Genomic DNA, 23,043 nt, shown 5'->3' with positions numbered 1-23,043 from the left:
CAGCGAAAAAATTCTAAGAACAATGCTGGTTTAAATTAAAACCACTAACTTGCCAAAGAAGTTAGTGGTTCCCAACGAGAATATCAATCCTATTCCTGCTCTTCTTCCCAGTCGGCCTCTGGGTTCTTTCGCTCAAGAAGCAGTTGCTTGATCTCCCGCATTTCCGCTTTCAGTTCCTGGTTATCCTTCGATAACTTCGCCAACTGGTCTTGATGTAAATCTTCGCCCTCCTGACTTAGGAAGTCTACAATCACCGCTACTACCAGGTTGAGGATTACCAAGGCGCCGATCACAATGAAGGAGATAAAGTAAATCCAGGCCCATGGTATTTCGTTGATTACCGGCCTTGCTACCTGGCTTGCCCACGATTCAAATGTGACCACTTGCGTCAGGGTGAACAAGGAAGCATGGAAGCTGCCAAAGTATTCAGCCGGCAAGACATCCCTGAAATAGGTGGTTCCGATAATCGCGTAGATGGAAAAAATCAATACCGTCAAACCCAGTATTCCTGTTAAAGCGGGGATTGACCGCATCAAAGAGTCGACGATTTTTCGTAACGCAGGAACGGCCGGAATCATTCTTAACAGACGCAGGACCCGTACCAACCGTACAACCGTGACAAATGGTGCTGTATAAAAAATCAAGCTTGCGGCCACGATCAAAAAGTCAAAGACATTCCAATTATCCGAGAAATACCTTTTCGCACCGAGTCCAACCAATTTGATCACCATTTCCACCACGAATATCCAAATAATGATCCGATCCATCAGTTGGAGCATTCGATTGCCCACAAAGTAGGTTTCGCCAATGATGACCAATCCATTTAACACAATGATGGCAATGATGATTGCTTGAAAGTATTTATTTTCTGCTATCTCCCCAAGTTTATTTCGGGGAACATGCGGTTGATTTGATACTTGTTTACTTGCTGACATGCTGCCTCCCTCTCAACCGTTTTTGTCTTATATATCGGTTATATCTTCTTCGCATTATATCAGAATTGTGTGTTTCTTATTACTTGGAAGGCTTAAGTTAGAGAACTGTATGAAATCCAAAAAAGTTACGCTGGATCATTCAGAACCTCGAATGGACACTTTTTACCAAAACCATGATTTCAGCTTTATATTTTCATAGATATCCTTGTAAAGATTGTTGATTTCCGTAAGATCGGATTGATTCTTCTCAAATCGCCGGATCAGTGCCTGGTTCGCCTTCCCGTCAAAATTATGTTCTAGTTTACCAATGATATCCCTGTGTTTTTCAGAAAGAGGCTGGACCTTATAACATCGGGCAAGGTATTGCTTGTAGAACTCCACTTTTGCTTCCAAATCGCTTTTGATGCGGTTCTTCAACTCATTCTCTTGCCTTTTCGTTTCTAAATAATTTTCCCACCAGTCCGCTATATTCGTTTCTTTCATTGCATCCACCACTTTTCTTCTTGTATTGCATTATTGGATTTTTAACCATTGGGCTAGCAGCTGATCCACCTGGGTAAAATCCTTGCTCATTTTTTCCATGTTATAAGCAATATCCCCTGTGTCCAAATGGGACCTTTGAAGTTTTGCCAGCAGGTCTTCCAATTCATCGATTTCAAGTAACATCGGTATTCCTTCTGGTCCAATCTCTGTCAAATCACGAAAGGCTTCTTCCACGTGGGAAGAGTTCAACTTATCATATTCACCATAGCCAACCATATTTATGTACTTACTCTTCAACTCTGTCATGGTTGCCAGGTAGTCGTCGAGAAAATGTGTCACAGCCTTTCTTGTCACTGCTATTTGGTGCTCACTGTCCTTCAGCTCTGTCACGTAACTATCCATTAAACTCGCCTGGATACGGATAGGAAAGTCCGAAACACCACTATTTTTCAGAGCTAAAGGCGACATCGTTAATTGGTCTTGAATCTTTTCATCATATAAGAGACTTGGCAGAAAATAGCCGTTTTCATCATACATGCTGTTGTCCATATAATTCTTGATGCCATGGCTAGATAACCCCCAGCCGCCAGGCGCAGGATCCCCCATATAATAAACGGAACCAACGGAATTTTTATAATAGGTCCCTACAGAATCATCAGGGTAGGTGTAAGAAATGATGTTATCTTTAAATTCTCCATTTAGAGCTCGCTTTTGATTTTCATCGGACAGTAAATCAAAAATATCGGCAGCAGCGAAGGTAATAGCATGCGAATCGTACTTTACCGCATAGTATTGAGCAAGACCGCCGCCTAACGAGTGGCCGACAAAGGTAATGTTGTTGGCCCCAAATTGCTTTACATATTTATTTACGATGGTGTCCGCTTCGGTAAATTGGTTTTTGTTGGTGTATGTGATGGATTTATCATGGGGAGTTAACTTAGCTGTACCAGCAAGAAGCGCAGCATCTTGTGAGGGGCTTGCTATATAAGGTGTTTTTCGATATTCCTTTTTGCTATAATTGGAATTACCAAGGACGATACCTTCCACATCTTCTTTCACATCTTTTGCGAATTCAGAAAAGTCCGTGTCTTTCGTTTCATAAATCAGTTTGCCATCTTTTAACTTCGCCCCTCCGCCAGCTCCTGCCAACCTTGCATCCTGTGAGGGGGAACCAACATATTTTTGTTCGACTTGTTTCGTGGTAGTGGTCGGAAGTTCTGTTCCACGGAAACTGATAACTACCTCTTCTGTCTCGGGATTTTGCAGGACATAACCGTGAAGGCCGGTGTCTTTGTCAGTGATGGTTTCGATCGTTTTCCAAACCTCTCTTCGTCTAGGAAAACCAACTATAACTTCCGAGATTTTATCATAAGATTGTTCTGCAATTTTAGAAGCAGTTTTATCAGTTATCAGAGAATCTTTCATTATCCTCACCCTTTTTAAAGTTATCAATTAAATTTCAAGTAATTAAGGATGTGCGAAACATGAAAATATTTACTTTTTTTATAATTATTATAGAGTCTATTATACTATTAGGAGGTTGTAATGTGAATACTAATAAAAGCAACTTCGATGAGCAAACGATTAATCAAGCTAAAGAAACAGCTGAGAGTTTCTTAAGAAATAATTATGAAAACATCCAGACAATAGAATTTAGCGAGGAATATAGTAATCCGATGGGTGGGTTGATGATTAGGGGAACAGTAAATGAGCAGGAGGACGCAAACTTTTCAATTGATATTGATATTGATTCGGGGGATAAATTGCAAGTAGGCAGTATAGGGAAAGGAAAGGACTTTCCAGAAGAAAAAGAAGAGTGTAAAGAGAGATTTTGTGATTATTAATTAAGGTTGGTTTTCATGATGCATAAGTATCTTATTACTTTTTTGTTGAGCACTTTACTGCTTATAGGATGTAATGCGAATTCACCGAATGGAGATTACGATCAAGAAACAATATCAAAAGCTAAAGAATCAGCTAAAAGTTATATTGAAAATAACTACGAAGGAATTCATTCTATTGAACTGGAAGAGCCATACCAAGCACCCATGGGAAGCATGACAGTAGATGGAACGGTGAATGGAGAAATTGGATTCTCGATTAGTTTAAATAAGGATTTCACGATATCTAGAATTGGTAAAGACGAAGGATTTCCGGAAGAAAAAGAAGAATGTAAAGAAAAAACATGTGATTATTAATGAAGGATGGTATTTTCCGTGTGGAAGTTTCTTTTTGTATTAACCACTATCATGTGTGTTGGATGTAATTCGTCTAATCCGTATAACGAAAACACAATCTCTCAAGCTAAAAAAACTGCTGAAAGCTATATTGAAAACAACTATAAAGGTGTGGAATCCATAAAATTTGAAGAACCCTATCAAAGCCCCATGGGAGCTTTGTCGATTGATGGGAAAGTAAATGGTAAAAGTGGTTTCTCCATAACATTAAATGAGAATCTTACAGTAGCCGGAATCAGTATAGAAGAAGGATTCCCAGCTGAAAAAGAAGCGTGCGCAGAGAAAGTTTGTGATTATTAATGAAGGATGGTAATTGCTGTGTGGAAGTTTCTTTTTGTGTTAACAACGCTCATGTGTGTTGGATGTAATTCGTCTAATCCATATGACGAAAACACAATCTCTCAAGCTAAAGAAACTGCTGAAAGCTATATTGAAAACAACTATAAAGGTGTTCGATCCATTGAACTTGAAAATCCATATCAAAGTCCCATGGGAGCGATGATACTAGATGGTACAGTTAATAAAGATATTGATTTTTCCATAACTTTAACTGAAGACTATTCTGTAGCTGGCATCAGTAAAGACAAAGATTTTCCTAAACGAAAAGATGAATGCAGAGAAAACAGTTGCGATTATAAATAAAAAAGGATTGGTATCCATTATACGTGAATTTCTTTTTATTATTTTATTTCCGTTCGTTACGTTAGCAGGATGCATGGCGGATGATGATAAGAACCACTTTGATGAAGAAACAATTAATCAAGCCAAAGAGACGGCAGAGAGTTATTTAAGTAACAATTATGAAAACATCCACACTATTGAATTTAGTGAGGATTACAGTAGCCCTATGGGTGGGTTGATGCTAAGAGGAACGGTTAATGAAAATTCAGAGTTTTCTATTAGCATGAGTGATTCTCTTCAAATTGAAAGTATTGGTGCAGGAGAAGGATTTCCTAGTATAAAAGATGAATGCAAGGAAAAAAGTTGTGATTATTAATAAAAAAGGACTGGTTTTCACTATGCGAGGAATTCCTTTCATCATTTTGTTGATACTCCTAGCTCTGGCAGGTTGTAATGTGAATACGAACACCTTCGATGAGCAAACGATTATTCAAGCTAAAGAAACTGCTGAAAGCTACCTTAAAAATAATTTTGAAAGCATTCATACGATAACGTTTAGCGAGGATTATAGTAACCCAATGGGAGGCTTAATGATTAGAGGGATAGTGAATGAAAATGAAAAAGCAAACTTTTCCATCGATATTGACATTGATTCCTCTCAGAATAAATTTTATGTAGGAAGCATTGAAAAAGGAAAGGAATTCCCTGAACGAAAAGATGAATGCAAAGAAAAAAGTTGCGATTACTAACAAGGCAGGTATCCATCATGGAAAAATATCTTTTCATAGCTTTACTGTCCATTACAATGCTGGCAGGATGCGTTGGAAAAACGAATAGCAACTTTGATGAGGAAACCGTCAATAAAGCTAGAGATACTGTGAAAAGTTATTTATATAATAACTATGAAAACATTCGTACGGTAGATTTTAGTGATGATCTAAGCGACCCGATGGGGGGCTTAATGATTCGCGGCACTGTCAATGGAAAAGCGGGTTTCTCTGCAAGTGTCGACCCAAAAGAATTTACGGTGAATAGCCTTGGGGAAAAAGAAGGCTTTCCTAAAGTAAAAGATGAATGCAAAGAAAAGGTTTGTGATTATTAATTAGAACTAGCGTTTTATCCCTTCCACGTTAATTCCTCACTTATGTTAGCACTCCATTCCCCTGCATGTATTTTATAATATTTGAAGTCTTAAGCAATATAAAAAGACCCCGAATTTCGGAAAAAACTTTTTAACGAAATCAGGGTCGTGGCTGCTTTTCTTAATTAGGCATTGAATAACGTACTTATAGAGTGAAAGCTGGTAGATATATTCCAGAATCAGTAACGAATTAAAGTAGGTAATCCCACGTCATGCTTCGCTTTTTTCCACCATTCCATTAGGATTCTTACCTTCGAAGTCATCAAGCACTGCCCGCACATCATCTGTTGACTTAGTACTCATCAATTGATTTCTTAATTCACTCGCCCCCCGGAATCCTTTTACATAAATCTTGAAAAAGCGAAGAAGCGGTTTGAAAGGACGCGGCTCGAATTCTTGCGAATATTTGTCATGGAGATCAAGGTGCAGTCTTAACAGATCTAGCAATTCCTTACTGCTATGATCTTGGGGTTCCTTCTCAAAGGCAAATGGATTGTTGAAAATACCGCGCCCGATCATGACCCCATCCACATCATATTCTTGTGCGAGCTTCAACCCGGTTTGACGGTCGGGAATATCCCCATTGATTGTCAACAGGGTATCTGGTGCCACTTCGTCGCGAAGTTTCTTGATCTCTGGGATCAGCTCCCAATGGGCATCTACTTTGCTCATTTCCTTCCTCGTACGCAGATGGATGGAAAGATTGACAATGTCCTGTTTGAGCAAGTGTCCTAACCATTCTTTCCACTCGTCTACCTCTGTGTAGCCGAGCCTTGTTTTCACACTTACTGGCAAACCTCCTGCCTTCGCTGCTTGTATGATTTCAGCTGCCACGTCGGGACGGCGGATAAGGCCGCTGCCCTTCCCTTTTGGTGCAACATTTGCTACCGGGCAGCCCATGTTGATATCTATCCCCTTAAACCCTTGCTTCGCCACACCGATACTCGTTTCACGAAACAATTCGGGCTTGTCCCCCCATATATGGGCAACCATTGGCTGTTCATCTTCTGTAAACGTCAAACGCCCGCGCACACTTTGGTTTCCCTCTGGGTGACAATAACTCTCTGTATTTGTAAACTCTGTAAAGAACACATCAGGTCTGGCTGCTTCACTCACCACATGACGAAAAACAACATCTGTCACATCTTCCATTGGTGCCAGTACAAAAAATGGCCGTGGTAAATCGCGCCAAAAATTTTCTGTCATTTTTAACTCCATTCCTCTCATCACGGGATACCAAAATACATCCTTATCCCCAAAATAAAAAAGCAAAATGGCTTTGCTCCCTTTACACTTATACCATGGTTAAGCACACTTTATCAAACAGTAAAAGCTGAGTAGTAAAAAATTCCCAATCTTTCAGATAATTAGATAAACCTTCCTATTTTTTAGAAGATTGTTGTTTTTTGTAATAGATTGGGTTAGGATGGTGGTGTAGGGATTTATTACCAAAAAAGAGGAGGACGAAGAATGAAAAAGTTGTTAGGAGTACTTCTTATTGCTTTCTTGGCCATTCCATTATTACCGGCTGACAAAGCATCTGCAGCACCTGCGCCGGAATTGACAAATGTCCAAATATTCGGGGTTACTTCGGACGCAGCCAATTATGTATGGGAAGATGTTAACTTCAACCAGCAAAGCGCTGTGAATCCGATGGGGGGAGAAACGGGATATCTGGCCGTCTATGTAGAAGGCACGATACAACAAGGTACATTCCGCGTTTACAATAATGGGAATAATATCACCTCCCAAACCTTTAAAGCCTTAGATGATGAATACGTAACCGACAGCGGCAATAATGTGATAGGCACAATCAAGTATGTTGGCTTTCCGTTATCCGCCGTTTCAAGTGGAAGATTCACCATTTCCGCAAACAACTACTACCCGCCAAACAATACACTGTATGAAAATCTATATATTGAAGTAGAATAGGAGTTTTAAGACATGAGAATTACCCCCGATAACACACAATTCGCCGCTTACAGCCGTCTGACGGTTTCCGCTCATTTGCGGAACCAATTACGTGATGGTACAAGTATGCGTGAACAACAGGAAGATTTATCTTTTTCTAAGTTTCAGGAACTGCTGGACGATGAAAAAGTTGTGAATCAAAAGAATGTTAGAGAGATGTCCGACTTTCATCGGAGTGCTTTGGAAACACAAATGAATTATACAGATAACCCACGACGCACCCAGGAAGTGAAAGGTATCATGGAAAAAGCGTTCGCTTTAGGATTGGTGGATGAAGATAATACGCTGATCAATAAGTTTGACCAAAAAGCCTGATACCAGGAAGGAACTACGACACAGCCTTTTCCCTTAGGAGAAGGCTGTTTTTTTATGTTACTTCCTATCCATAATATGACCCCGAGTCCGCATTAACGAACTCAGGGCCGACAATCAAAATTATTTTTTTAAGCGAATCTCCGCCACTGCTTCGATATGCCCGGTTTGCGGGAACATGTCGACTGGCTGTACCTGTTTGGTTTCGTAACCGCCGTCTTCCAGGATGCGCAGATCCCTTGCAAGGGTGGATGGATTGCAGGATACGTAGACGATCCGCTCCGGTTTCATGGTGACCATTGCTTCAAGCAAAGCTTCGTCGCAGCCTTTTCTCGGCGGGTCGACGACGATTACATCCGGCCGCAACCCCTGGGCAGTCCACCAAGGCATGACCTTTTCCGCTTCTCCTACATAGAATTCTGCATTCGCGATGTGGTTCAGCTTTGCGTTTTTCTTGGCATCCGCAATCGCTTCCTGAACGATTTCCACCCCGTAAACCTTCTTGGCCTGCTGAGCGAGGAACAAGGATATCGTGCCGATTCCGCAATAAGCGTCCACGACGGTTTCGCCGCCGGTCAACGCTGCATATTCCAAGGCGGTATCATATAGACGTTTTGTTTGCGGAGGATTTACCTGATAAAAAGATCGTGCCGAGATGGCGAATTTAATGTCGCCGATAGTATCATAAATGTACTCATTCCCCCACAATACCTTGGTATCTTTTCCAAAGATGACATTGGTCTTCTTTTTATTGACGTTATGCACTATCGACTTGACGTGCGGATAAGTCTCGTGAATTTCCTTGACGAGTTCCTCCTGATGGGGGAGCTCTTCCGTCCTGGTAATCAGGACGATCATGGTTTCACCGGTTTCCTGTCCGGTCCGTACCATGATATGGCGAAGTACTCCTTTATCGCTTTCCTCCTCATAGGCGGAGATTCCCAGTCGATCGGCCATACGGCGGACGACTTCCACCATCCGATCATTGACTTCATCCTGGATGACGCAGCGGTCCATGCCTTCAATGATTTTGTGACTGCGTTTTTGATAAAAACCGGTAATCAATTCTCCATCGCGTTCTCCGACAGGAATCTGCACTTTATTTCGATAACGCCATGGATCTTCCATGCCCAAAACTGGATGAACCGGCACATCCTCCAAGTGGGCGATTTTTCGCAGGGCATTCTTCACTTGATTTTGTTTCATTTCCAGCTGCAGCGCGTAACTCATATGTTGCAGCTGACAGCCTCCGCACTGGACATATACGTCACATGGCGGCTCTACTCGTTCCGGGCTGACTTCTTTTATATCCAACAACTTACCGAATCCGAAGTTTTTATTGACTTTGACAACCTTCACTTTTGCTGTTTCCCCGGGAAGTGCATACGGAACAAAAAGTGGGTAGCCTTCCACTTTTCCGACACCTGCCCCTTCATGCGTCAGATCCTGGAACGAAAGCTCGATCGTCTGATTCTTTTTTACAGGCGGCTTTTGTTTAGCCATAACTATCATCGTCCTTCTTGTCAATTGCTGACAAAAGTTTACCACATATAGGGACGGAAAGGAAATATCTATTCACAAACTGACATTTCCGGTAATTTCCCGGGAAATATTTGCCTTTTCGACAACTCTTTTCAGTCCTGTTGTCATTTGTTTGGAGCATTCTTTAATGGTAGAAAGACAACAAAAAAACGCACAGACGAAATGTCGTGCGTCTTTTATCATGAATTTTCCAGTCTAGCTTGCTTCTTGGCCTCTTCTTTTTCAATGAAAGTTTCTGGCACAAAATATTCTATATGTCGATAGAGATTGACGAACTCTCCTGGGAGATCGCCGCCATATTCCCCATCGACATTGAGCTGCATCTTTTCTTCCGTGTGCACCTTGATCCGGTTGGCCCGGGCATGGAAAAGAAGCGAGTCTTCCAAATGGGCGCCACGCAATGCCAGGGTGGCAATACGGATAAACTCGGCAATGTTGGCTTTTTTCAGTATCAGCAAATCGAACATGCCATCATCCATCGTTGCACCCGGGGCCAATTTTTCGAATCCGCCAACCGAATTGGTATTGGCCACCAAAAAAAGCATGATTTCACCTTCGAAGATTTTCCCATCATACTCGATGGTTACTTTGGTCGGCCGCAAAGACGGCAGCATTTCCATTCCTTTTAAATAGTAGGCCAGCTGGCCAAGGACAGTCTTGAGTTTACTCGGCACTTCGTAGGAAAGCTCAGTCAGCTTTCCACCCCCGGCTATATTCATGAAGTACTGATCATTTACCTGGCCAATGTCGAGAGCTTTCACCCGGTCTGCCAGGATAACGTCCACCGCTTTAGAAATATTGCGTGGAATGTGCAACGCACGCGCCAAATCATTTGTGGTTCCGACTGGAATGATACCGAGTTTCGGCCGAAAATCATTGCCGGCGATGCCGTTGACCACTTCGTTGATCGTACCGTCTCCGCCAGCGGCTATGACGATATCGAATCTGCGATCGACAGCTGTCTGGGCAGCTTTTGTGGCATCTCCCGCACAGGTGGTGGCATGGGCAGATGCTTCGTAACCTGCTTGTTCAAGCGATTGTAAAACGCCGGGAAGTTCTTTTTTAAAGGCTTCTCGACCTGATGTTGGATTGTAAATAATACGGGCCCTTTTCATAAGGTCTCCCCCTGTTCCATCTATCATTGCAGGCAGCTGTAACTATGTCAGTGCCTTACTGAAAAAAAACAAAGACAAGCACTTTTGCTAGTCCATCTTCCATCATAGCCCTTTTCCGTCGGTTTGAAAAGTTTTTTTCCATCATTCGGTGAAGGAATAAAGACACATCCTGTCTGAAGGCTTGGAACGCCTGCTTTCCAATCGATAAAAGAAAAAAGGGTGGCTCCCATTAGAAGCCATCCCCCTTTTTTCGTGCTAGCGCTTATCCATTTCTTCTTTCAAAATCTTGTTGACCATTGGAGGGTTTGCCTGGCCTTTGGTGGCTTTCATCACCTGGCCGACCAGGAATCCGAGCGCCCGGTCTTTTCCGTTCTTAAAATCGATGATCGACTGCTCATTTTCATCGAGTATGCCGGTGACGATTTCTTTCAGCTGGCCTTCATCAGATATTTGTACCAGCCCTTTGTCTTTGACGATTTGCTCAGGATCGCCGCCTTTTTCAACCAACTCGGCAAAGACTTTTTTGGCGATTTTTGAAGAAATCGTTCCATCCTCGATCAGCTTGATCATTTTCGCAAGTCCTTCCGGTGTCAGCGCTAAATCATGCAGTTCCACCTGTTTCTTGTTCATATAGGCTGATACTTCTCCCATCAGCCAGTTGGAAGCCTGCTTCATGTCCGCCCCTTGTTGAATGGTTTCTTCAAAGAAATCGGACATTTCCTTGGTGCCGGTCAAAACCATGGCATCATATGGAGGGAGCTCGAGTTCATGAATATACCGCTGTTTCCGTGCATCCGGCAATTCGGGTATCTCTGCACGGACGCGCTCTTTCCAAGCCTCGTCGATATAAAGTGGTACCAAGTCAGGCTCTGGGAAGTAACGATAATCATCCGAACCTTCCTTTACCCGCATTAAAATGGTTTCTTTTGACTGTTCATCGTAGCGCCTTGTTTCCTGCAAAATTTCTCCGCCGGAAAGCAACACTTTTTGCTGGCGTTTTTCTTCAAATTCCAACCCTTTTTGGACAAAGGAGAAGGAGTTCAAATTTTTCAATTCGGTCTTTGTCCCGAATTCTTCCTGACCGATAGGACGGATGGATAAGTTGGCGTCACAGCGCAACGAGCCTTCTTCCATTTTACAGTCGGAAACACCGGTATATTGAATGATGTTTTTCAGCTTTTCCAAATAAGCATACGCCTCTTCCGGCGAACGCAAATCCGGTTCAGAGACGATTTCGATCAATGGAGTACCCTGGCGATTGTAGTCGACCAGTGAGTAACCGTCGTCACTGTGTGTGAGCTTACCGGCATCTTCCTCCAGGTGTAGCCGGGTAATGCCGATTTTTTTCTTCTGACCGTCCACTTCGATCTCGATCCAGCCATGTTCGCCGATCGGCTGATCGAACTGGGAGATTTGATAAGCTTTCGGATTATCCGGATAGAAATAGTTTTTCCGGTCGAATTTAGTGTCGGTGGCAATTTCACAGTTCAGGGCCATCGCCGCTTTCATCGCGAAGTTCACTGCCTCCTCATTGAGGACCGGCAATACCCCTGGATACCCTAAATCAATCGGATTGACATTGCTGTTCGGATCAGCACCGAAATGATTGAAGCTCGGGCTGAATATTTTGGAATCTGTTTTCAACTCGACATGGACTTCCAAGCCGATGATCGTTTCAAAATTCATTAGTTGGCACCTCCCAATTCAGGCTGTTTTTTATGGTGGTCGGTTGCCTGCTCGAATGCATATGCGGTCCGCAGCATGGTAGCTTCGTCAAAGTGCTTGCCGATAATTTGCAGTCCGATCGGCAGGCCATCACTGGAGAATCCGCACGGTACGGACATGCCCGGAACTCCGGCAAGGTTGACAGGAATGGTCAAAATATCGTTCGTGTACATGGTTAGTGGATCATCGATGATTTCTCCCACTTTGAAAGCAGGGGTAGGCGTCGTCGGTCCGACTATCACATCATAATCCTCGAACACTTTTTCAAAATCATTTTTTATCAGCGTACGGACTTTCTGTGCCTTTTTGTAGTAAGCATCATAGTAGCCAGAGCTCAATGCAAAAGTTCCAAGCATGATCCGGCGCTTCACTTCATCGCCGAAGCCTTCACTGCGGGAACGCTTGAACATGTCCATCATGTTATCTGCCTGTTGGGAACGGACACCGTAACGAACACCGTCAAAGCGGGCCAGGTTGGCAGACGCTTCAGAAGATGACAAAAGGTAGTATGCGGCTACTGCATAGCGTGAGTGCGGAAGGGAGACTTCTTCCCATGTGGCACCTAAATCTTCATATACCTTCAAAGCCTCGAGAACTGCTTGCTTTACTTCCGGATTGACCCCTTCGCTTAAGTATTCAGAAGGGACAGCTATTTTCAATCCTTTGACTCCCTGGTCGAGAGTTTCCGTATAATCCGGAATCTCGATATCAGCGGAAGTGGCATCCATCGGGTCATGCCCGACAATAGCCTGCAACAGATGGGCGTTGTCTTCCACCGTCCGTGTAATCGGACCGATTTGATCCAGGGATGAAGCGAAAGCCACTAAACCAAACCGGGATACGAGTCCATAAGTCGGTTTCGATCCGACCACACCACAAAAGGCTGCCGGTTGACGAATCGAACCCCCTGTATCGGAACCAAGGGAGAAAAATACTTCTTTCGCTGCAACGGCTGCTGCGGACCCGCCGCTCGAACCCCCCGGCACATAATCAGTATTCCACGGATTGCGTGTGGCGGAATAGCTCGAGTTTTCGTTGGATGATCCCATGGCAAATTCGTCCATATTCAATTTTCCGATGGTGACGGTATTCTCTTTCTGCAGTTTCTCGACTACTGTAGCGTCGTATAACGGATCGGTAAAATTATCGAGGAATTGGCTGGCACAAGTCGTGCGCAGACCTTTGGTCACAATGTTGTCTTTAATGCCGATCGGCAGCCCGTATAACAAGGAACGGGCATCTCCATCCTGCTTATCGAGCTCTTCCGCCCTGGCTTTTGCCTTTTCTTCATCAAGCGTCAAAAATGCTTTGACCTGATCATCGACAGCGTTGATTCGATTATATGATTCCGCAACCAAATCACTGACGGTGATTTCCTTGTTATGTAGCTTGTCCTGTAACTGTTTTAGCGTATAATCAAAAAGCGACATGCTTTGTAAACCTCCCTATTCAAGTATTGATGGGACACGGAATTGCCCATCCTGTTTGTCCGGTGCATTCTTCAATGCATCTTCTTTCTCGATCCACTTTCCAGGCTCGTCCTTGCGCATTACATTTTTCAAATCCAATACATGGGTTGTCGGTTCTACATCATCCGTATTCAATTCATTCAGACTTTCAGCATAATGGATAATATCATCCAATTGTTTCGTCATTTTTTCGACTTCTTCCTCGCTGATCGCCAGCCGGGCCAGATGGGCCACATGCCTTACCTGTTCCTTCGAGATGTTGGACATCTCAGTCACCTCCGCTTGTTTTATTCGTCTAGGACAAGAGCTCAAGCGCCTGTATAAGGAATACAGGCTAAATCCGCCACGTCCTGTGGCAACGCCTGCATGACCCAAATCCTGCGGCCTCCGACAAGCTTAACAGCCATGACGTGGGGACATTTTGCCACACAGAGGGTGGGCTTAAGGCGCTGGAGCTGGACTTGGCTGTTTCAGCCAATCATTTTCCATAGACAATTAAATTTATCATTTCCTTTACAATAAAAAAGGTTCTCCGTTGTTTCTCGGTTGGATAAGCTACCTGTCACGAATAGAAGCAATATTTATGATAATAGCAAAAATACCGGAACATTGGCAACTTGTACAACAGCCGCCACTTGCTATTTTACCATGTTTGAGCAGCTTGCTGAAATGGAATGGTCCCAATCCTTTCCAAAGAAAAAGCATAAGCAAAGCTCCTTTGCACCGAAAGGCCAACTTCCTGACAAATGGAAAAGGAGCCCTTCCCAATGGAAGGACTCCTTCGCTTTTATTAATAGTGAGATTTTGCTTCATCGAATTCTGCTTCTGCCTCTGGATGCGGTTTACCGGCCATACTGACCAGTACCGATACAATCAGGTTGAGCAAGAAGCCAGGGACGATTTCATATAAGTCGAAAATGCCGCCCTCTAAGAAGTCTCCCCAGATGACCACGGTAATCGCACCGACGATAATGCCGGCAAGGGCACCGTTTCTGGTGATTCCTTTCCAGAACAAGGAAAGCAGGATAATCGGACCGAATGCTGCACCGAATCCAGCCCAAGCATAACTAACCAGTTCCAGTACAGAACTATCCGGATTGGAAGCAACAAATGTGGCAATCAAGGCAATCGCAATAACTGCAGCCCGGCCAACCCATACCAGTTCACGCTCGCTGGCATTCTTGCGCAGAATCGCTTTGTAAAAGTCCTCTGCCACTGCTGAAGAAGAAACAAGCAATTGTGAATCAATCGTACTCATGATTGCAGAAAGAATTGCCGCCAACAGAATACCGGCGATAATCGGATCGAACAAGATTTGCGAGAATGCAATGAATATTTTTTCCGAGTCAGCCAGCATCTGCACGCCATTTTCACTGGTCACTTCAATGCCGAATTGCGACAGCATCCCAACATCCTGTGTGTTGATAAACGCTAATCCGGCAAGACCAGTGAACACTGCTCCATATAAACCTAGAATCATCCACGTGGTACCGATAAACTTGGCCATCGGTACATCCTTCGGTGAACGAAGCGCCATAAAACGGGTAATGATGTGCGGCTGGCCGAAGTAACCAAGTCCCCATGCAAACGAAGAAAGGATGGAGATGATTCCTACACCAGCTACCATATTCAAGTGGCTCGGTTCGATTTGGCCGACAGCATCGATTGTAGCATCCCAGCCACCAATGACGAAGATGGCACGAATCGGCACGACTATCAGGGCCAGGAACATTAAAATCCCTTGTATAAAGTCGGTCCAGCTTACTGCCAGGAATCCGCCAAGGAATGTATAAGACACAATGACGACTGCACCGATCCACAGTGCTTGATTGTAGGATAGTCCAAACGATGCTTCAAACAGCTTCGCGCCTCCTACCATACCGGATGATGTGTAAAAAGTGAAGAAAACTAAAATAACAATTGCTGAAATCACACGCAAAATGTGGGATGAATCGCGGAAACGATTTTCCAGGAAATCCGGAATCGTGATGGAATTGTTGGATACTTCGGTGTAAACGCGTAAACGCTTGGCGACAAACTGCCAGTTCAAATAGGCACCGATTGCCAGTCCAACTGCCATCCAGCCTTCAGCAAGCCCTGTAGCATAAATGGCTCCCGGCAAACCTAATAACAACCAACTACTCATGTCCGAAGCACCGGCACTCAATGCGGCTACTCCAGGCCCAAGCCTTCTGCCTCCAAGTACGTAATCTGATAAATCATTCGTTAAACGATATGAAATGACTCCGATTAACAGCATACCGATCAGGTATACAATAAAAGTTACTAACGTAGCTGTTCCCATGTCTTCCTATTCTCTCCTCTCAGTAAATAACGTGATAATTGATAAAATGATCAAAATTGGCATCGGTACAAATAACCAAAACCAGGTGGCGCCAGTCAGTGCAAAGTCTTCCATGGTTTCTCCTCCTTTTTTTATACATTATGTATGCATTTTCGTTTTTATCATTGAGACAAGGGTAAAAGCGAAAATACAGACACAACCTCTTAACTATAACATACATCATTTTTCAGAACATTGTAAAATTTATCGAAACTCCATTTCGATTAATAAATATGCATTTTTTTGCCGATTTTCGTTTATATTTTGCGATTAGGATAATATCTATTCACCAAAATTAATAAAATTAAATGAACATTCTTTACTGCATCCAGTTCGAACTGTCCTTTTCTTCTGGTATCGTATTTCAAAACACTTCCCCTAACCCTGCTTCACACCTCCAATGACCAATCATTATAAAAAAAGACCCGGAACAGCGTTTATAAAACGCTATCCCGGGCAAGTAAGGTTTAGTAGGTAGTAGTATAATTAAAGCAATATAAAATTGCTTTATTAATAAAATAGTGATTACTTAAAAGATACTTGGTTCTGCATCCTTATAACGAAAAATACTCGGTTCTGCATCTTTGGATAACTCAAAAGAAAAGATGCTCGGCTCTGCGTCTTTGGCTAATTTAAAGGAGAAAATACTCGGTTCTGCATCCTTTGATAGGTCAAAAGAGAAGATGCTTGGTTCTGCATCTTTGGATAACTCAAAAGAAAAGATACTCGGTTCCGCATCCTTTGCTAAACTATTATAGTTCTCTCCAACCATATAGATTCCACTTAATAACAGTACCCCTAAAACTAACTTTACTAGGTTCTTCTTCAAATTAAACCCCTCCTATATTTTTATTAACTGTTCATACGAGAAATTAGCAAGCTTATAGTACTTTGAAGCTAATTTATATTTACTCTGGTTTTCATAATGTTTCCCAACCATGTTAGTATAAACAATTAATGAAGCATAATCTTTTTGTTTCTGCAAATAGGGAATGAATTCTCCGACAACAAGCTCTTCAAACTTTTGATTTTCGTTTTTCAAGGCATAGTCATAAGTCCTTAATTCATAATCATAGATTTTAAATCGTGATCGATCCAAATCTTTCATCACTTTATGGCCTTCATCCACCATTTCTTTACACATACTATAGTTTTTATTTACATAATACTCTCGCATTAAAGAGGTAATTGCTATAAGAATTTCTTTTCGTTTTAAATATTCCTTTTTCTTTAGAACTTCTGTATAACATTTAATGCAATTTGCATTGTCGCCTTTAGATGCATATAAATTAGCTAAATTAATGTTTGTAAGTTGAATTAATTCATCATTTTTATTTAGCTTCGCAAGGTGTTGTGCAAGGTTATAATTTTTAATTGCCTTATCATAAATACGAATCCTTCGATAAGAGATGCCAAGCAAAATATGGCATTGCGCACAGCGAATAAAATTATAATTTTTACTATACTCTTCCAATGCTTTGTTCGCATAATCGATCACTTCCAGTGTATTACGTAACTTACTGTAAGTGACTGCCATAGTGTACTTGAGATCAGCTGCTTCGTCATCCGAAATATCAATTTGATTGGCCTTTTCTTCGGCTAGTTTGTATAAGCGGATCGCCTGACCAAATTCTTCGATGACAGAATTATAATTGCCCTTGAACTTCATCCAGAAATACAGTTGGTAGTTGTCAAAGGTGTTGGATATTTCTTTCAAGTTATTAATCTGCTTCAGAGCTAAATTGACTTCATCCATAATCAAGTAATAACGGATTTTATGGATTTCGAATAAAACCTGGGTATGGGAATAATTGTTGTCGATGATTTCTTGTAGTTCCTGATACTTATTCGTGATATCTTCTTTCCTGTTGACCTCGAACAACATATCGAACCATTCCTGACACTTTTCTTTCAACATAGTGTCTTCTTCACTTTTGACTTCGACTCCAAGTTTGGTGCATAGCATGTTGATGACATCTGCACTTGGTTCTGTGCGGCGATTTTCAATCTTGGATAAGTAGGATTCTGAAACAATTCCTTCTGCCAGCTCTTCCTGTGTCATGTTTTGTTTGATTCTATGTAGTTTGATAAAAGGGCCAATTTCCATAGATTGTCCACCTCGTACCTTTAGGGTAAATAACCTATGTTTATAGATGACCGTTAGACCTATTGGACTAATCTATAAATATGGGTTTTTCCTGTAATTCCATAATAACACATTTCATGAAAATTCATATTGGGAAAGTTGAGGGGGGTTTATAGCGATTAAGTGGTCCATAACTTTCCTACTTTCCTAAATAAAGAAACCCAGCCCTTTTGATTGCAAAAGGACTGGGTTTTTCAAAAATTTTAGAGCATTTCCGAAGTTGTTTTCGGCTGCATCAGATGGGACAAATAGTCTGGTCCACCGGCTTTTGAATCAGTTCCGGACATATTGAAGCCTCCAAATGGATGGTAACCGACGATTGCAGCTGTACAACCTCGGTTGAAGTAAAGGTTGCCAACATGGAAATCTTCACGAGCCTGTTCGATATGCTCCCGGTTGTTGGTAATCACTGCACCGGTCAAACCATACTCGGTATTGTTGGCTATTTCGATTGCTTCATCGAAATCCTTTGCTTTCGTAAAGCCTACCACCGGACCGAAAATTTCTTCTTGCATAATCCGGGAATCCGGCGCCAAATCAGCGAAAACAGTAGGGTGGACGAACCAGCCTTGGGATTTATCCCCTGTTCCCCCGGCCATCAGCCTTCCTTCCTGTTTGCCGACCTCAATATAATCAAGAATCTTATTATATGCAGCCTCATCGATAACTGGACCCATGTACGTGTCATGACGTGTTGGATCTTGGACGTTCACTTCCTTTGTCTTCTCGACTACGCGCGCCAGAAGATCATCATAGATGTCCTCATGAGCCACTACACGGGAACAAGCCGAACATTTTTGGCCTGAGAAACCGAAAGCGGAATAAGTAATCGCATCGGCAGCAAGCTCAAGGTCAGAATTGTCATCGACAATAATGGTATCTTTTCCACCCATTTCGATAATGGATCGTTTCAACCATTTTTGCCCCGGCTGTACAACCGCCGCGCGTTCATAAATCCGGGTTCCGACTTCGCGGGAGCCGGTGAAGTTTATGAATCGAGTACGCGGATGGTCTACTAAATAGTCTCCCACTTCTGAACCGCTTCCAGGAACGAAGTTTACAACACCAGCAGGCATGCCAGCTTCTTCAAGCACTTCCATCAGCTTGTAAGCAATGATCGGTGTCGTACTTGCTGGCTTCAACAACACAGTGTTGCCGGCTACCATAGGTGCTACGGTTGTTCCAGCCATAATCGCGAATAAGAAGTTCCATGGAGAAATGGTGATTCCCACTCCGAGCGGGATATAGTGCAGCCGGTTATTTTCGATTTCACGGCTGTTCACTTCTACGCCATTTTTCATATCAAGCATCTGGCGGCCATAATATTCCATGAAGTCGATTGCTTCTGCCGTATCGGCATCCGCCTCTTTCCATGGTTTTCCGCCTTCTTTTACGAGGTGGGCAGTAAATTCGTGCTTGCGTCTGCGCACAATTGCCGCAGCGCGGAACAGAATGTCAGCACGCATTTCGGGATTGGTTTTCCTCCACCATTCAAATGTTTCATCTGCAACTTTCATTGCTTTTTCTGCAAGGTCCTGATTGGCTTTTGACACATACCCAATCACTTCCGATTTATTCGCAGGATTGTAAGAAACGATTTTTTCCTCGGTAGTAATACGCTCTCCACCAATAATCAGCGGATACTCCTTGCCGAAATTTTCTTCAGCTTTTTTCAGTTCCGCTTCCAATGCTTTGCGATTTTCTTCAATCGAAAAGTCTGTAAAAGGTTCGTGCTTGTAAGGTGTTACCATGAACATGACCTCCTTATTCTATCAAACATTCTGGCCTGAACATGCTTACTAGATTGTCAGGCGCAACCATTTCCCATTTTAACCGAAAATGTCGCGCAATTCAAACGCTTTCGTACCGTTATTGATAGATATGGACTTCTGGTTCATCCTCGCCCGCATCCCGGGTGATCAGGCTTTCCTGCCGCTGATTGGACATGATGTTGATTTCCAGGTCATAATAATTTTCAAAGGTTTCCATGGCCAACCCATAGACATATTGGGTAAATCCAACCACTTCTGCTTTCCCTTGAAATTCTATCGGAATCTCGATCCTCAATTTTTTCAATTCATCGTCAATATAGAAGCCTTCGCCGATTACTCCCGTATAATTCGGGAAGTATTCACCCACATCCTGTTCAAACGTCTTCATCCGATCGCTTTCTTCGGAATAATTTTCTTTCGCTTCGTCGGAAGGAAACAGAACGTTTTCTTCATCGATCGTTTCCCACTCCCCGAGAGAAGAGGAATTGGCGGACACTTCCGTCTTGGCCACGAATTCACCGGGCACCAGCGCACTGCGCTCTTCTTCCCGATAAAGGGCAATCATGATCGGAATGTTCGGCATGTCCTCCATCCCTCTGACACGCTCCAGGATTTGCTGGGCTATTTTTTTCCCTTCGCTCAGCATCTCTTTCTTGCTGATCTCCTCATAGTAATAAGGGCCGCCGGTTTCCGTCTGGAATCGGTAGTTCGATTTCAGGGCAATCCCAATCGACATGCCACCCAGTTCCACTGTATTTTCTCCGGTTTTCTGCAAGTAATCCTGTTCCAGAACGTGTGACAAATACCTCGGGTTATTCCGGTACACTTCTTTTTTCGATCCCTTTTCCACTTTCGGATTCAGCTCATCGATCCAGGAGAGTACTGTGTCTTCATCGATTTTTTGCCCTTCCTGAAAGTAAAACTTATCCGGATCAAAGGATTGTTTGGAATGCCTGCGCAAGCCTTCTTCCAATTCCCCGATATCGAGACGGTTGGCGACTTGCTTGACGATCACTCCCCGGGCTTTGCTGACCTTGTAAGGAAGAATTACCTTGTATTCTTCTTCCGTCACATTGTAGCTGGGGATGATGGCCGTTTCCTGGTTGGTATCATCCTGGTTTTCTTCGATGATTTCCTCATCGTTGTCAAAGGATGGCGCACACCCGGCCAATGCCAGGAGTACGCATAACCAAATGACTGCTTTTCTTTTCATTCTGTTCACCCTCACTCTTCCAAGGCTCTCTTCAATTGTTCTTCATCCCAGATTTCTATATCAAGCTCTTTTGCTTTGTCATACTTCGATCCGGCATCTTCCCCGGCAACCAGTAAATCTGTTTTCTTGCTGACGCTCCCTGTCACCTTGCCGCCAAGCATCTCGATTTTCTCCTTTGCTTCCGGCCGGGAGAAGGTTTCCATCTTGCCGGTCAGCACGACGGTTTTGCCGGCAAAAACAGAATCCGCGGTTGACTCTGATTTTTTGATGCCTTTATATTCCATGTTCAAGCCAAGTTCTTTCAGTTCTTCAATCAATTCCTTCACTTGCGGTTTTTGGAAATAACGGACGACAGAATCAGCCATCTTATCGCCGATTTCATATACCGCAGTCAAATCTTCATACTCGGCGGCCTGCAGTCTGTCCATGTGTTCAAATTCTTCAGCCAATGTTCTGGCAGCCTTGGCTCCGACAAAACGGATACCGAGACCGAACAACAGATGTTCTAAAGAATTTTCCTTCGATACCTCTATTGCCTTCAACAAGTTGTCGACCGACTTTTCACCCATTCGTTCCAGGTTTAACAGCTCATCGCGTTCTAGTTTATATATATCGGAAATATGGTGCACGAGGTTTTCATCGAATAACTGCTCGATCACTTTTTCCCCCAAGCCGTCGATATTCATGGCATTGCGGGAAACGAAGTGAATCAGCCCTTCTTTCAACTGCGCCGGACAGTTAGGATTGATGCAGCGCAATGCCACCTCTTCTTCGAGACGGACCAGTCCGCTTCCGCAGGCTGGACAGTGATCGGGCATATGGAACTCCTGTTCTTCGCCAGTCCGCTGCTCGTCCACTACTCGGACTACTTCCGGGATGATGTCGCCGGCTTTTTTAATGACGACGGTATCGCCGATCCGGATATCTTTTTCCTTGATCAAGTCTTCGTTGTGCAGCGAAGCCCGTTGTACCGTGGTACCGGCAACCTTGACAGGATCCAAAAGGGCGGTCGGCGTCACGACACCTGTCCGGCCGACACTTAGTTCGATATCGTACAGCCTGGTGACCGCTTCCTCGGCCGGAAATTTGTAGGCAATCGCCCAGCGCGGACTTTTCGCAGTAAAACCAAGCTGCTCCTGGTGGTCGAGACGGTCCACCTTGATCACGATTCCGTCGATGTCATAATCGAGGCTTCCCCGCTTCTCGACCCACTCGTCGACAAATTCGATCACTTCATCGATATTTTCACATTTGCGCCATTCAGGATTTGTTTTCAAACCGAGCTTCTGCATGTATTCCAGCCGTTCACTATGGGAAGAAAGCGCACCGGCTTCCCACTGACCGACCCCATATAGAAAAATACTGAGATTACGTTTGGCCGCAACTCTCGGATCCAGCTGTCTCAATGAGCCTGCTGCCGCATTGCGCGGATTGGCGAACGGTTCTTCGCCATTCTGTTCTTTCGCTTCGTTCAAAGCGAGAAAAGATTTTTGCGGCATGTATGCTTCACCACGGACTTCGATCGGTTCCTTCTGGCTGATTTTCAGTGGGATACTGCCAATCGTCCGGAGATTGGTGGTTATGTCCTCTCCAACGGTTCCGTTGCCACGGGTCGCCCCTTGAACAAACTTGCCGTCTTCATATTTCAACGAGACAGCCAGCCCGTCGATTTTCAATTCACAAACGTAGGTGACAGCTTCGCCTACCCCTTCCCGGGCCCTGCGGTCGAAAGCACGGAGGTCCTCTTCGTTGAAAGCATTGGCAAGACTGAGCATCGGTACAGCATGCTGGACTTTTTTGAACTCATCGATCGGTTCTCCTCCGACACGCTGTGAAGGAGAATCCGGTGTAACCAATTCAGGAAACTGTCCTTCCAGCTCAAGCAGCTCATGGAGCCGTTTATCGTACTCGGCATCTGGCACACTCGGTTTGTCCAATACATAATATTCATAACCATACTGGTTTAGTTTGTCTCGTAATTCTTCGACTTTTTCTTTGGCTTGTTCCAGATTCATCT

24 protein-coding genes are annotated in these 23,043 nt (G+C 43.5%); 9 read left to right on the top strand and 15 right to left on the bottom strand.

From position 1 onward, the window contains the following. Positions 1-89: 89 nt before the first annotated feature. The 3 genes from F6X55_RS14445 to F6X55_RS14435 form a co-directional block, all read right to left on the bottom strand. Positions 90-935, bottom strand: a complete 846-nt coding sequence (locus F6X55_RS14445; RefSeq protein WP_153464379.1) for an ion transporter — start codon at positions 933-935, stop codon at positions 90-92. Positions 936-1,097: 162 nt separating this feature from the next. Next, positions 1,098-1,418 (bottom strand): hypothetical protein, encoded by a 321-nt coding sequence (locus tag F6X55_RS14440; RefSeq protein WP_110943264.1) that lies wholly within the window; start codon positions 1,416-1,418, stop codon positions 1,098-1,100. 30 nt (positions 1,419-1,448) lie between these two features. After that, on the bottom strand, positions 1,449-2,843 hold the full coding sequence (locus tag F6X55_RS14435; RefSeq protein WP_153464377.1) for an alpha/beta fold hydrolase: 1,395 nt from the start codon (positions 2,841-2,843) through the stop codon (positions 1,449-1,451). Between the two features lie 122 nt (positions 2,844-2,965). Here F6X55_RS14435 and F6X55_RS14430 point away from each other — a divergent pair, with 122 nt between their 5' ends. From F6X55_RS14430 to F6X55_RS14400, 7 genes are all read left to right on the top strand, one after another. Next, on the top strand, positions 2,966-3,262 hold the full coding sequence (locus tag F6X55_RS14430; RefSeq protein ID WP_161993093.1) for a DUF1433 domain-containing protein: 297 nt from the start codon (positions 2,966-2,968) through the stop codon (positions 3,260-3,262). A 15-nt stretch (positions 3,263-3,277) separates the two neighbouring features. Continuing rightward, the gene (locus F6X55_RS14425; protein WP_161993092.1) at positions 3,278-3,616 is read left to right on the top strand and encodes a hypothetical protein; all 339 of its coding nucleotides are present in this window, start codon (positions 3,278-3,280) and stop codon (positions 3,614-3,616) included. Between the two features lie 18 nt (positions 3,617-3,634). Next, positions 3,635-3,955: a DUF1433 domain-containing protein gene (locus F6X55_RS14420; RefSeq protein ID WP_026569258.1), complete on the top strand. Its 321-nt coding sequence runs from the start codon at positions 3,635-3,637 to the stop codon at positions 3,953-3,955. 18 nt (positions 3,956-3,973) lie between these two features. After that, complete coding sequence (locus F6X55_RS14415; RefSeq protein ID WP_026770805.1) at positions 3,974-4,297, top strand: DUF1433 domain-containing protein; 324 nt, start codon at positions 3,974-3,976, stop codon at positions 4,295-4,297. Between the two features lie 73 nt (positions 4,298-4,370). Beyond that, the gene (locus F6X55_RS14410; protein WP_026770806.1) at positions 4,371-4,652 is read left to right on the top strand and encodes a DUF1433 domain-containing protein; all 282 of its coding nucleotides are present in this window, start codon (positions 4,371-4,373) and stop codon (positions 4,650-4,652) included. Beyond that, positions 4,642-5,025, top strand: a complete 384-nt coding sequence (locus tag F6X55_RS14405) for a DUF1433 domain-containing protein (RefSeq protein ID WP_161993091.1) — start codon at positions 4,642-4,644, stop codon at positions 5,023-5,025. Before F6X55_RS14410 ends, F6X55_RS14405 begins: the two co-directional genes overlap by 11 nt. 17 nt (positions 5,026-5,042) lie before the next feature. Then, positions 5,043-5,378 (top strand): DUF1433 domain-containing protein, encoded by a 336-nt coding sequence (locus F6X55_RS14400; RefSeq protein WP_153464369.1) that lies wholly within the window; start codon positions 5,043-5,045, stop codon positions 5,376-5,378. Positions 5,379-5,627: 249 nt separating this feature from the next. Here the strand turns inward: F6X55_RS14400 and F6X55_RS14395 are convergent, their stop codons facing one another. Next, positions 5,628-6,623 (bottom strand): tRNA dihydrouridine synthase, encoded by a 996-nt coding sequence (locus F6X55_RS14395; protein WP_153464367.1) that lies wholly within the window; start codon positions 6,621-6,623, stop codon positions 5,628-5,630. Between the two features lie 264 nt (positions 6,624-6,887). Here F6X55_RS14395 and F6X55_RS14390 point away from each other — a divergent pair, with 264 nt between their 5' ends. Together F6X55_RS14390 and F6X55_RS14385 are read left to right on the top strand one after the other, a co-directional pair. Then, the gene (locus F6X55_RS14390; RefSeq protein WP_026569252.1) at positions 6,888-7,349 is read left to right on the top strand and encodes a DUF4879 domain-containing protein; all 462 of its coding nucleotides are present in this window, start codon (positions 6,888-6,890) and stop codon (positions 7,347-7,349) included. Between the two features lie 12 nt (positions 7,350-7,361). Continuing rightward, entirely contained in the window at positions 7,362-7,703 is a 342-nt protein-coding gene (locus tag F6X55_RS14385) for a hypothetical protein (protein ID WP_026569251.1), read from the top strand. Between the two features lie 120 nt (positions 7,704-7,823). Here F6X55_RS14385 and rlmD read toward each other — a convergent pair whose 3' ends face one another. The 11 genes from rlmD to ligA form a co-directional block, all read right to left on the bottom strand. Further along, positions 7,824-9,203 carry a 23S rRNA (uracil(1939)-C(5))-methyltransferase RlmD gene (rlmD, locus tag F6X55_RS14380; RefSeq protein ID WP_153464365.1) on the bottom strand — a complete coding sequence of 460 codons (1,380 nt, stop codon included), beginning with the start codon at positions 9,201-9,203 and terminating at the stop codon, positions 7,824-7,826. Between the two features lie 218 nt (positions 9,204-9,421). Beyond that, positions 9,422-10,357, bottom strand: coding sequence for a diacylglycerol kinase (locus F6X55_RS14375; RefSeq protein WP_026770808.1), 936 nt, complete (start codon positions 10,355-10,357; stop codon positions 9,422-9,424). 255 nt (positions 10,358-10,612) lie between these two features. Beyond that, positions 10,613-12,043 (bottom strand): Asp-tRNA(Asn)/Glu-tRNA(Gln) amidotransferase subunit GatB, encoded by a 1,431-nt coding sequence (gene gatB, locus F6X55_RS14370; protein WP_026569247.1) that lies wholly within the window; start codon positions 12,041-12,043, stop codon positions 10,613-10,615. Continuing rightward, positions 12,043-13,512 (bottom strand): Asp-tRNA(Asn)/Glu-tRNA(Gln) amidotransferase subunit GatA, encoded by a 1,470-nt coding sequence (gene gatA / locus F6X55_RS14365; RefSeq protein WP_153464363.1) that lies wholly within the window; start codon positions 13,510-13,512, stop codon positions 12,043-12,045. Before gatA ends, gatB begins: the two co-directional genes overlap by 1 nt. Before the next feature lie 15 nt (positions 13,513-13,527). After that, positions 13,528-13,818 carry an Asp-tRNA(Asn)/Glu-tRNA(Gln) amidotransferase subunit GatC gene (gene gatC / locus F6X55_RS14360; protein WP_153464361.1) on the bottom strand — a complete coding sequence of 97 codons (291 nt, stop codon included), beginning with the start codon at positions 13,816-13,818 and terminating at the stop codon, positions 13,528-13,530. Positions 13,819-14,341: 523 nt separating this feature from the next. Then, on the bottom strand, positions 14,342-15,856 hold the full coding sequence (gene putP / locus F6X55_RS14355; RefSeq protein WP_026569243.1) for a sodium/proline symporter PutP: 1,515 nt from the start codon (positions 15,854-15,856) through the stop codon (positions 14,342-14,344). 568 nt (positions 15,857-16,424) lie between these two features. After that, positions 16,425-16,724 (bottom strand): hypothetical protein, encoded by a 300-nt coding sequence (locus F6X55_RS14350; protein WP_153464359.1) that lies wholly within the window; start codon positions 16,722-16,724, stop codon positions 16,425-16,427. A 12-nt stretch (positions 16,725-16,736) separates the two neighbouring features. Beyond that, entirely contained in the window at positions 16,737-18,002 is a 1,266-nt protein-coding gene (locus F6X55_RS14345; RefSeq protein WP_153464357.1) for a helix-turn-helix domain-containing protein, read from the bottom strand. 242 nt (positions 18,003-18,244) lie between these two features. Continuing rightward, positions 18,245-19,792: an L-glutamate gamma-semialdehyde dehydrogenase gene (gene pruA, locus F6X55_RS14340; RefSeq protein ID WP_026770812.1), complete on the bottom strand. Its 1,548-nt coding sequence runs from the start codon at positions 19,790-19,792 to the stop codon at positions 18,245-18,247. Positions 19,793-19,910: 118 nt separating this feature from the next. Next, the gene (locus F6X55_RS14335) at positions 19,911-21,026 is read right to left on the bottom strand and encodes a CamS family sex pheromone protein (RefSeq protein WP_153464355.1); all 1,116 of its coding nucleotides are present in this window, start codon (positions 21,024-21,026) and stop codon (positions 19,911-19,913) included. Positions 21,027-21,037: 11 nt separating this feature from the next. After that, a complete protein-coding gene (ligA, locus tag F6X55_RS14330; protein ID WP_153464353.1) occupies positions 21,038-23,041 on the bottom strand; it encodes an NAD-dependent DNA ligase LigA in 2,004 nt (667 codons plus the stop codon). Positions 23,042-23,043: the final 2 nt, after the last annotated feature.

The sequence above is a fragment of the Sediminibacillus terrae genome (genome assembly GCF_009602435.1).
Lineage (GTDB): Bacteria > Bacillota > Bacilli > Bacillales > Amphibacillaceae > Sediminibacillus > Sediminibacillus terrae.
The sequence above is the reverse complement of the archived record's forward strand: the minus strand, read 5'-3'. Positions and strand labels throughout refer to the sequence as shown.

Bases quoted from the DNA above. Each gene is read 5' to 3' on its own strand.
- F6X55_RS14445 (WP_153464379.1), bottom strand. From the start codon at position 935: ATGTCAGCAAGTAAACAAGTATCAAATCAACCGCATGTTCCCCGAAAT.
- F6X55_RS14440 (WP_110943264.1), bottom strand. From the start codon at position 1,418: ATGAAAGAAACGAATATAGCGGACTGGTGGGAAAATTATTTAGAAACG.
- F6X55_RS14435 (WP_153464377.1), bottom strand. From the start codon at position 2,843: ATGAAAGATTCTCTGATAACTGATAAAACTGCTTCTAAAATTGCAGAA.
- F6X55_RS14425 (WP_161993092.1), top strand. From the start codon at position 3,278: ATGATGCATAAGTATCTTATTACTTTTTTGTTGAGCACTTTACTGCTT.
- F6X55_RS14410 (WP_026770806.1), top strand. From the start codon at position 4,371: ATGGCGGATGATGATAAGAACCACTTTGATGAAGAAACAATTAATCAA.
- F6X55_RS14400 (WP_153464369.1), top strand. From the start codon at position 5,043: ATGGAAAAATATCTTTTCATAGCTTTACTGTCCATTACAATGCTGGCA.
- F6X55_RS14395 (WP_153464367.1), bottom strand. From the start codon at position 6,623: ATGACAGAAAATTTTTGGCGCGATTTACCACGGCCATTTTTTGTACTG.
- F6X55_RS14390 (WP_026569252.1), top strand. From the start codon at position 6,888: ATGAAAAAGTTGTTAGGAGTACTTCTTATTGCTTTCTTGGCCATTCCA.
- F6X55_RS14385 (WP_026569251.1), top strand. From the start codon at position 7,362: ATGAGAATTACCCCCGATAACACACAATTCGCCGCTTACAGCCGTCTG.
- rlmD (WP_153464365.1), bottom strand. From the start codon at position 9,203: ATGGCTAAACAAAAGCCGCCTGTAAAAAAGAATCAGACGATCGAGCTT.
- F6X55_RS14375 (WP_026770808.1), bottom strand. From the start codon at position 10,357: ATGAAAAGGGCCCGTATTATTTACAATCCAACATCAGGTCGAGAAGCC.
- gatB (WP_026569247.1), bottom strand. From the start codon at position 12,043: ATGAATTTTGAAACGATCATCGGCTTGGAAGTCCATGTCGAGTTGAAA.
- gatA (WP_153464363.1), bottom strand. From the start codon at position 13,512: ATGTCGCTTTTTGATTATACGCTAAAACAGTTACAGGACAAGCTACAT.
- gatC (WP_153464361.1), bottom strand. From the start codon at position 13,818: ATGTCCAACATCTCGAAGGAACAGGTAAGGCATGTGGCCCATCTGGCC.
- putP (WP_026569243.1), bottom strand. From the start codon at position 15,856: ATGGGAACAGCTACGTTAGTAACTTTTATTGTATACCTGATCGGTATG.
- F6X55_RS14345 (WP_153464357.1), bottom strand. From the start codon at position 18,002: ATGGAAATTGGCCCTTTTATCAAACTACATAGAATCAAACAAAACATG.
- pruA (WP_026770812.1), bottom strand. From the start codon at position 19,792: ATGGTAACACCTTACAAGCACGAACCTTTTACAGACTTTTCGATTGAA.
- F6X55_RS14335 (WP_153464355.1), bottom strand. From the start codon at position 21,026: ATGAAAAGAAAAGCAGTCATTTGGTTATGCGTACTCCTGGCATTGGCC.
- ligA (WP_153464353.1), bottom strand. From the start codon at position 23,041: ATGAATCTGGAACAAGCCAAAGAAAAAGTCGAAGAATTACGAGACAAA.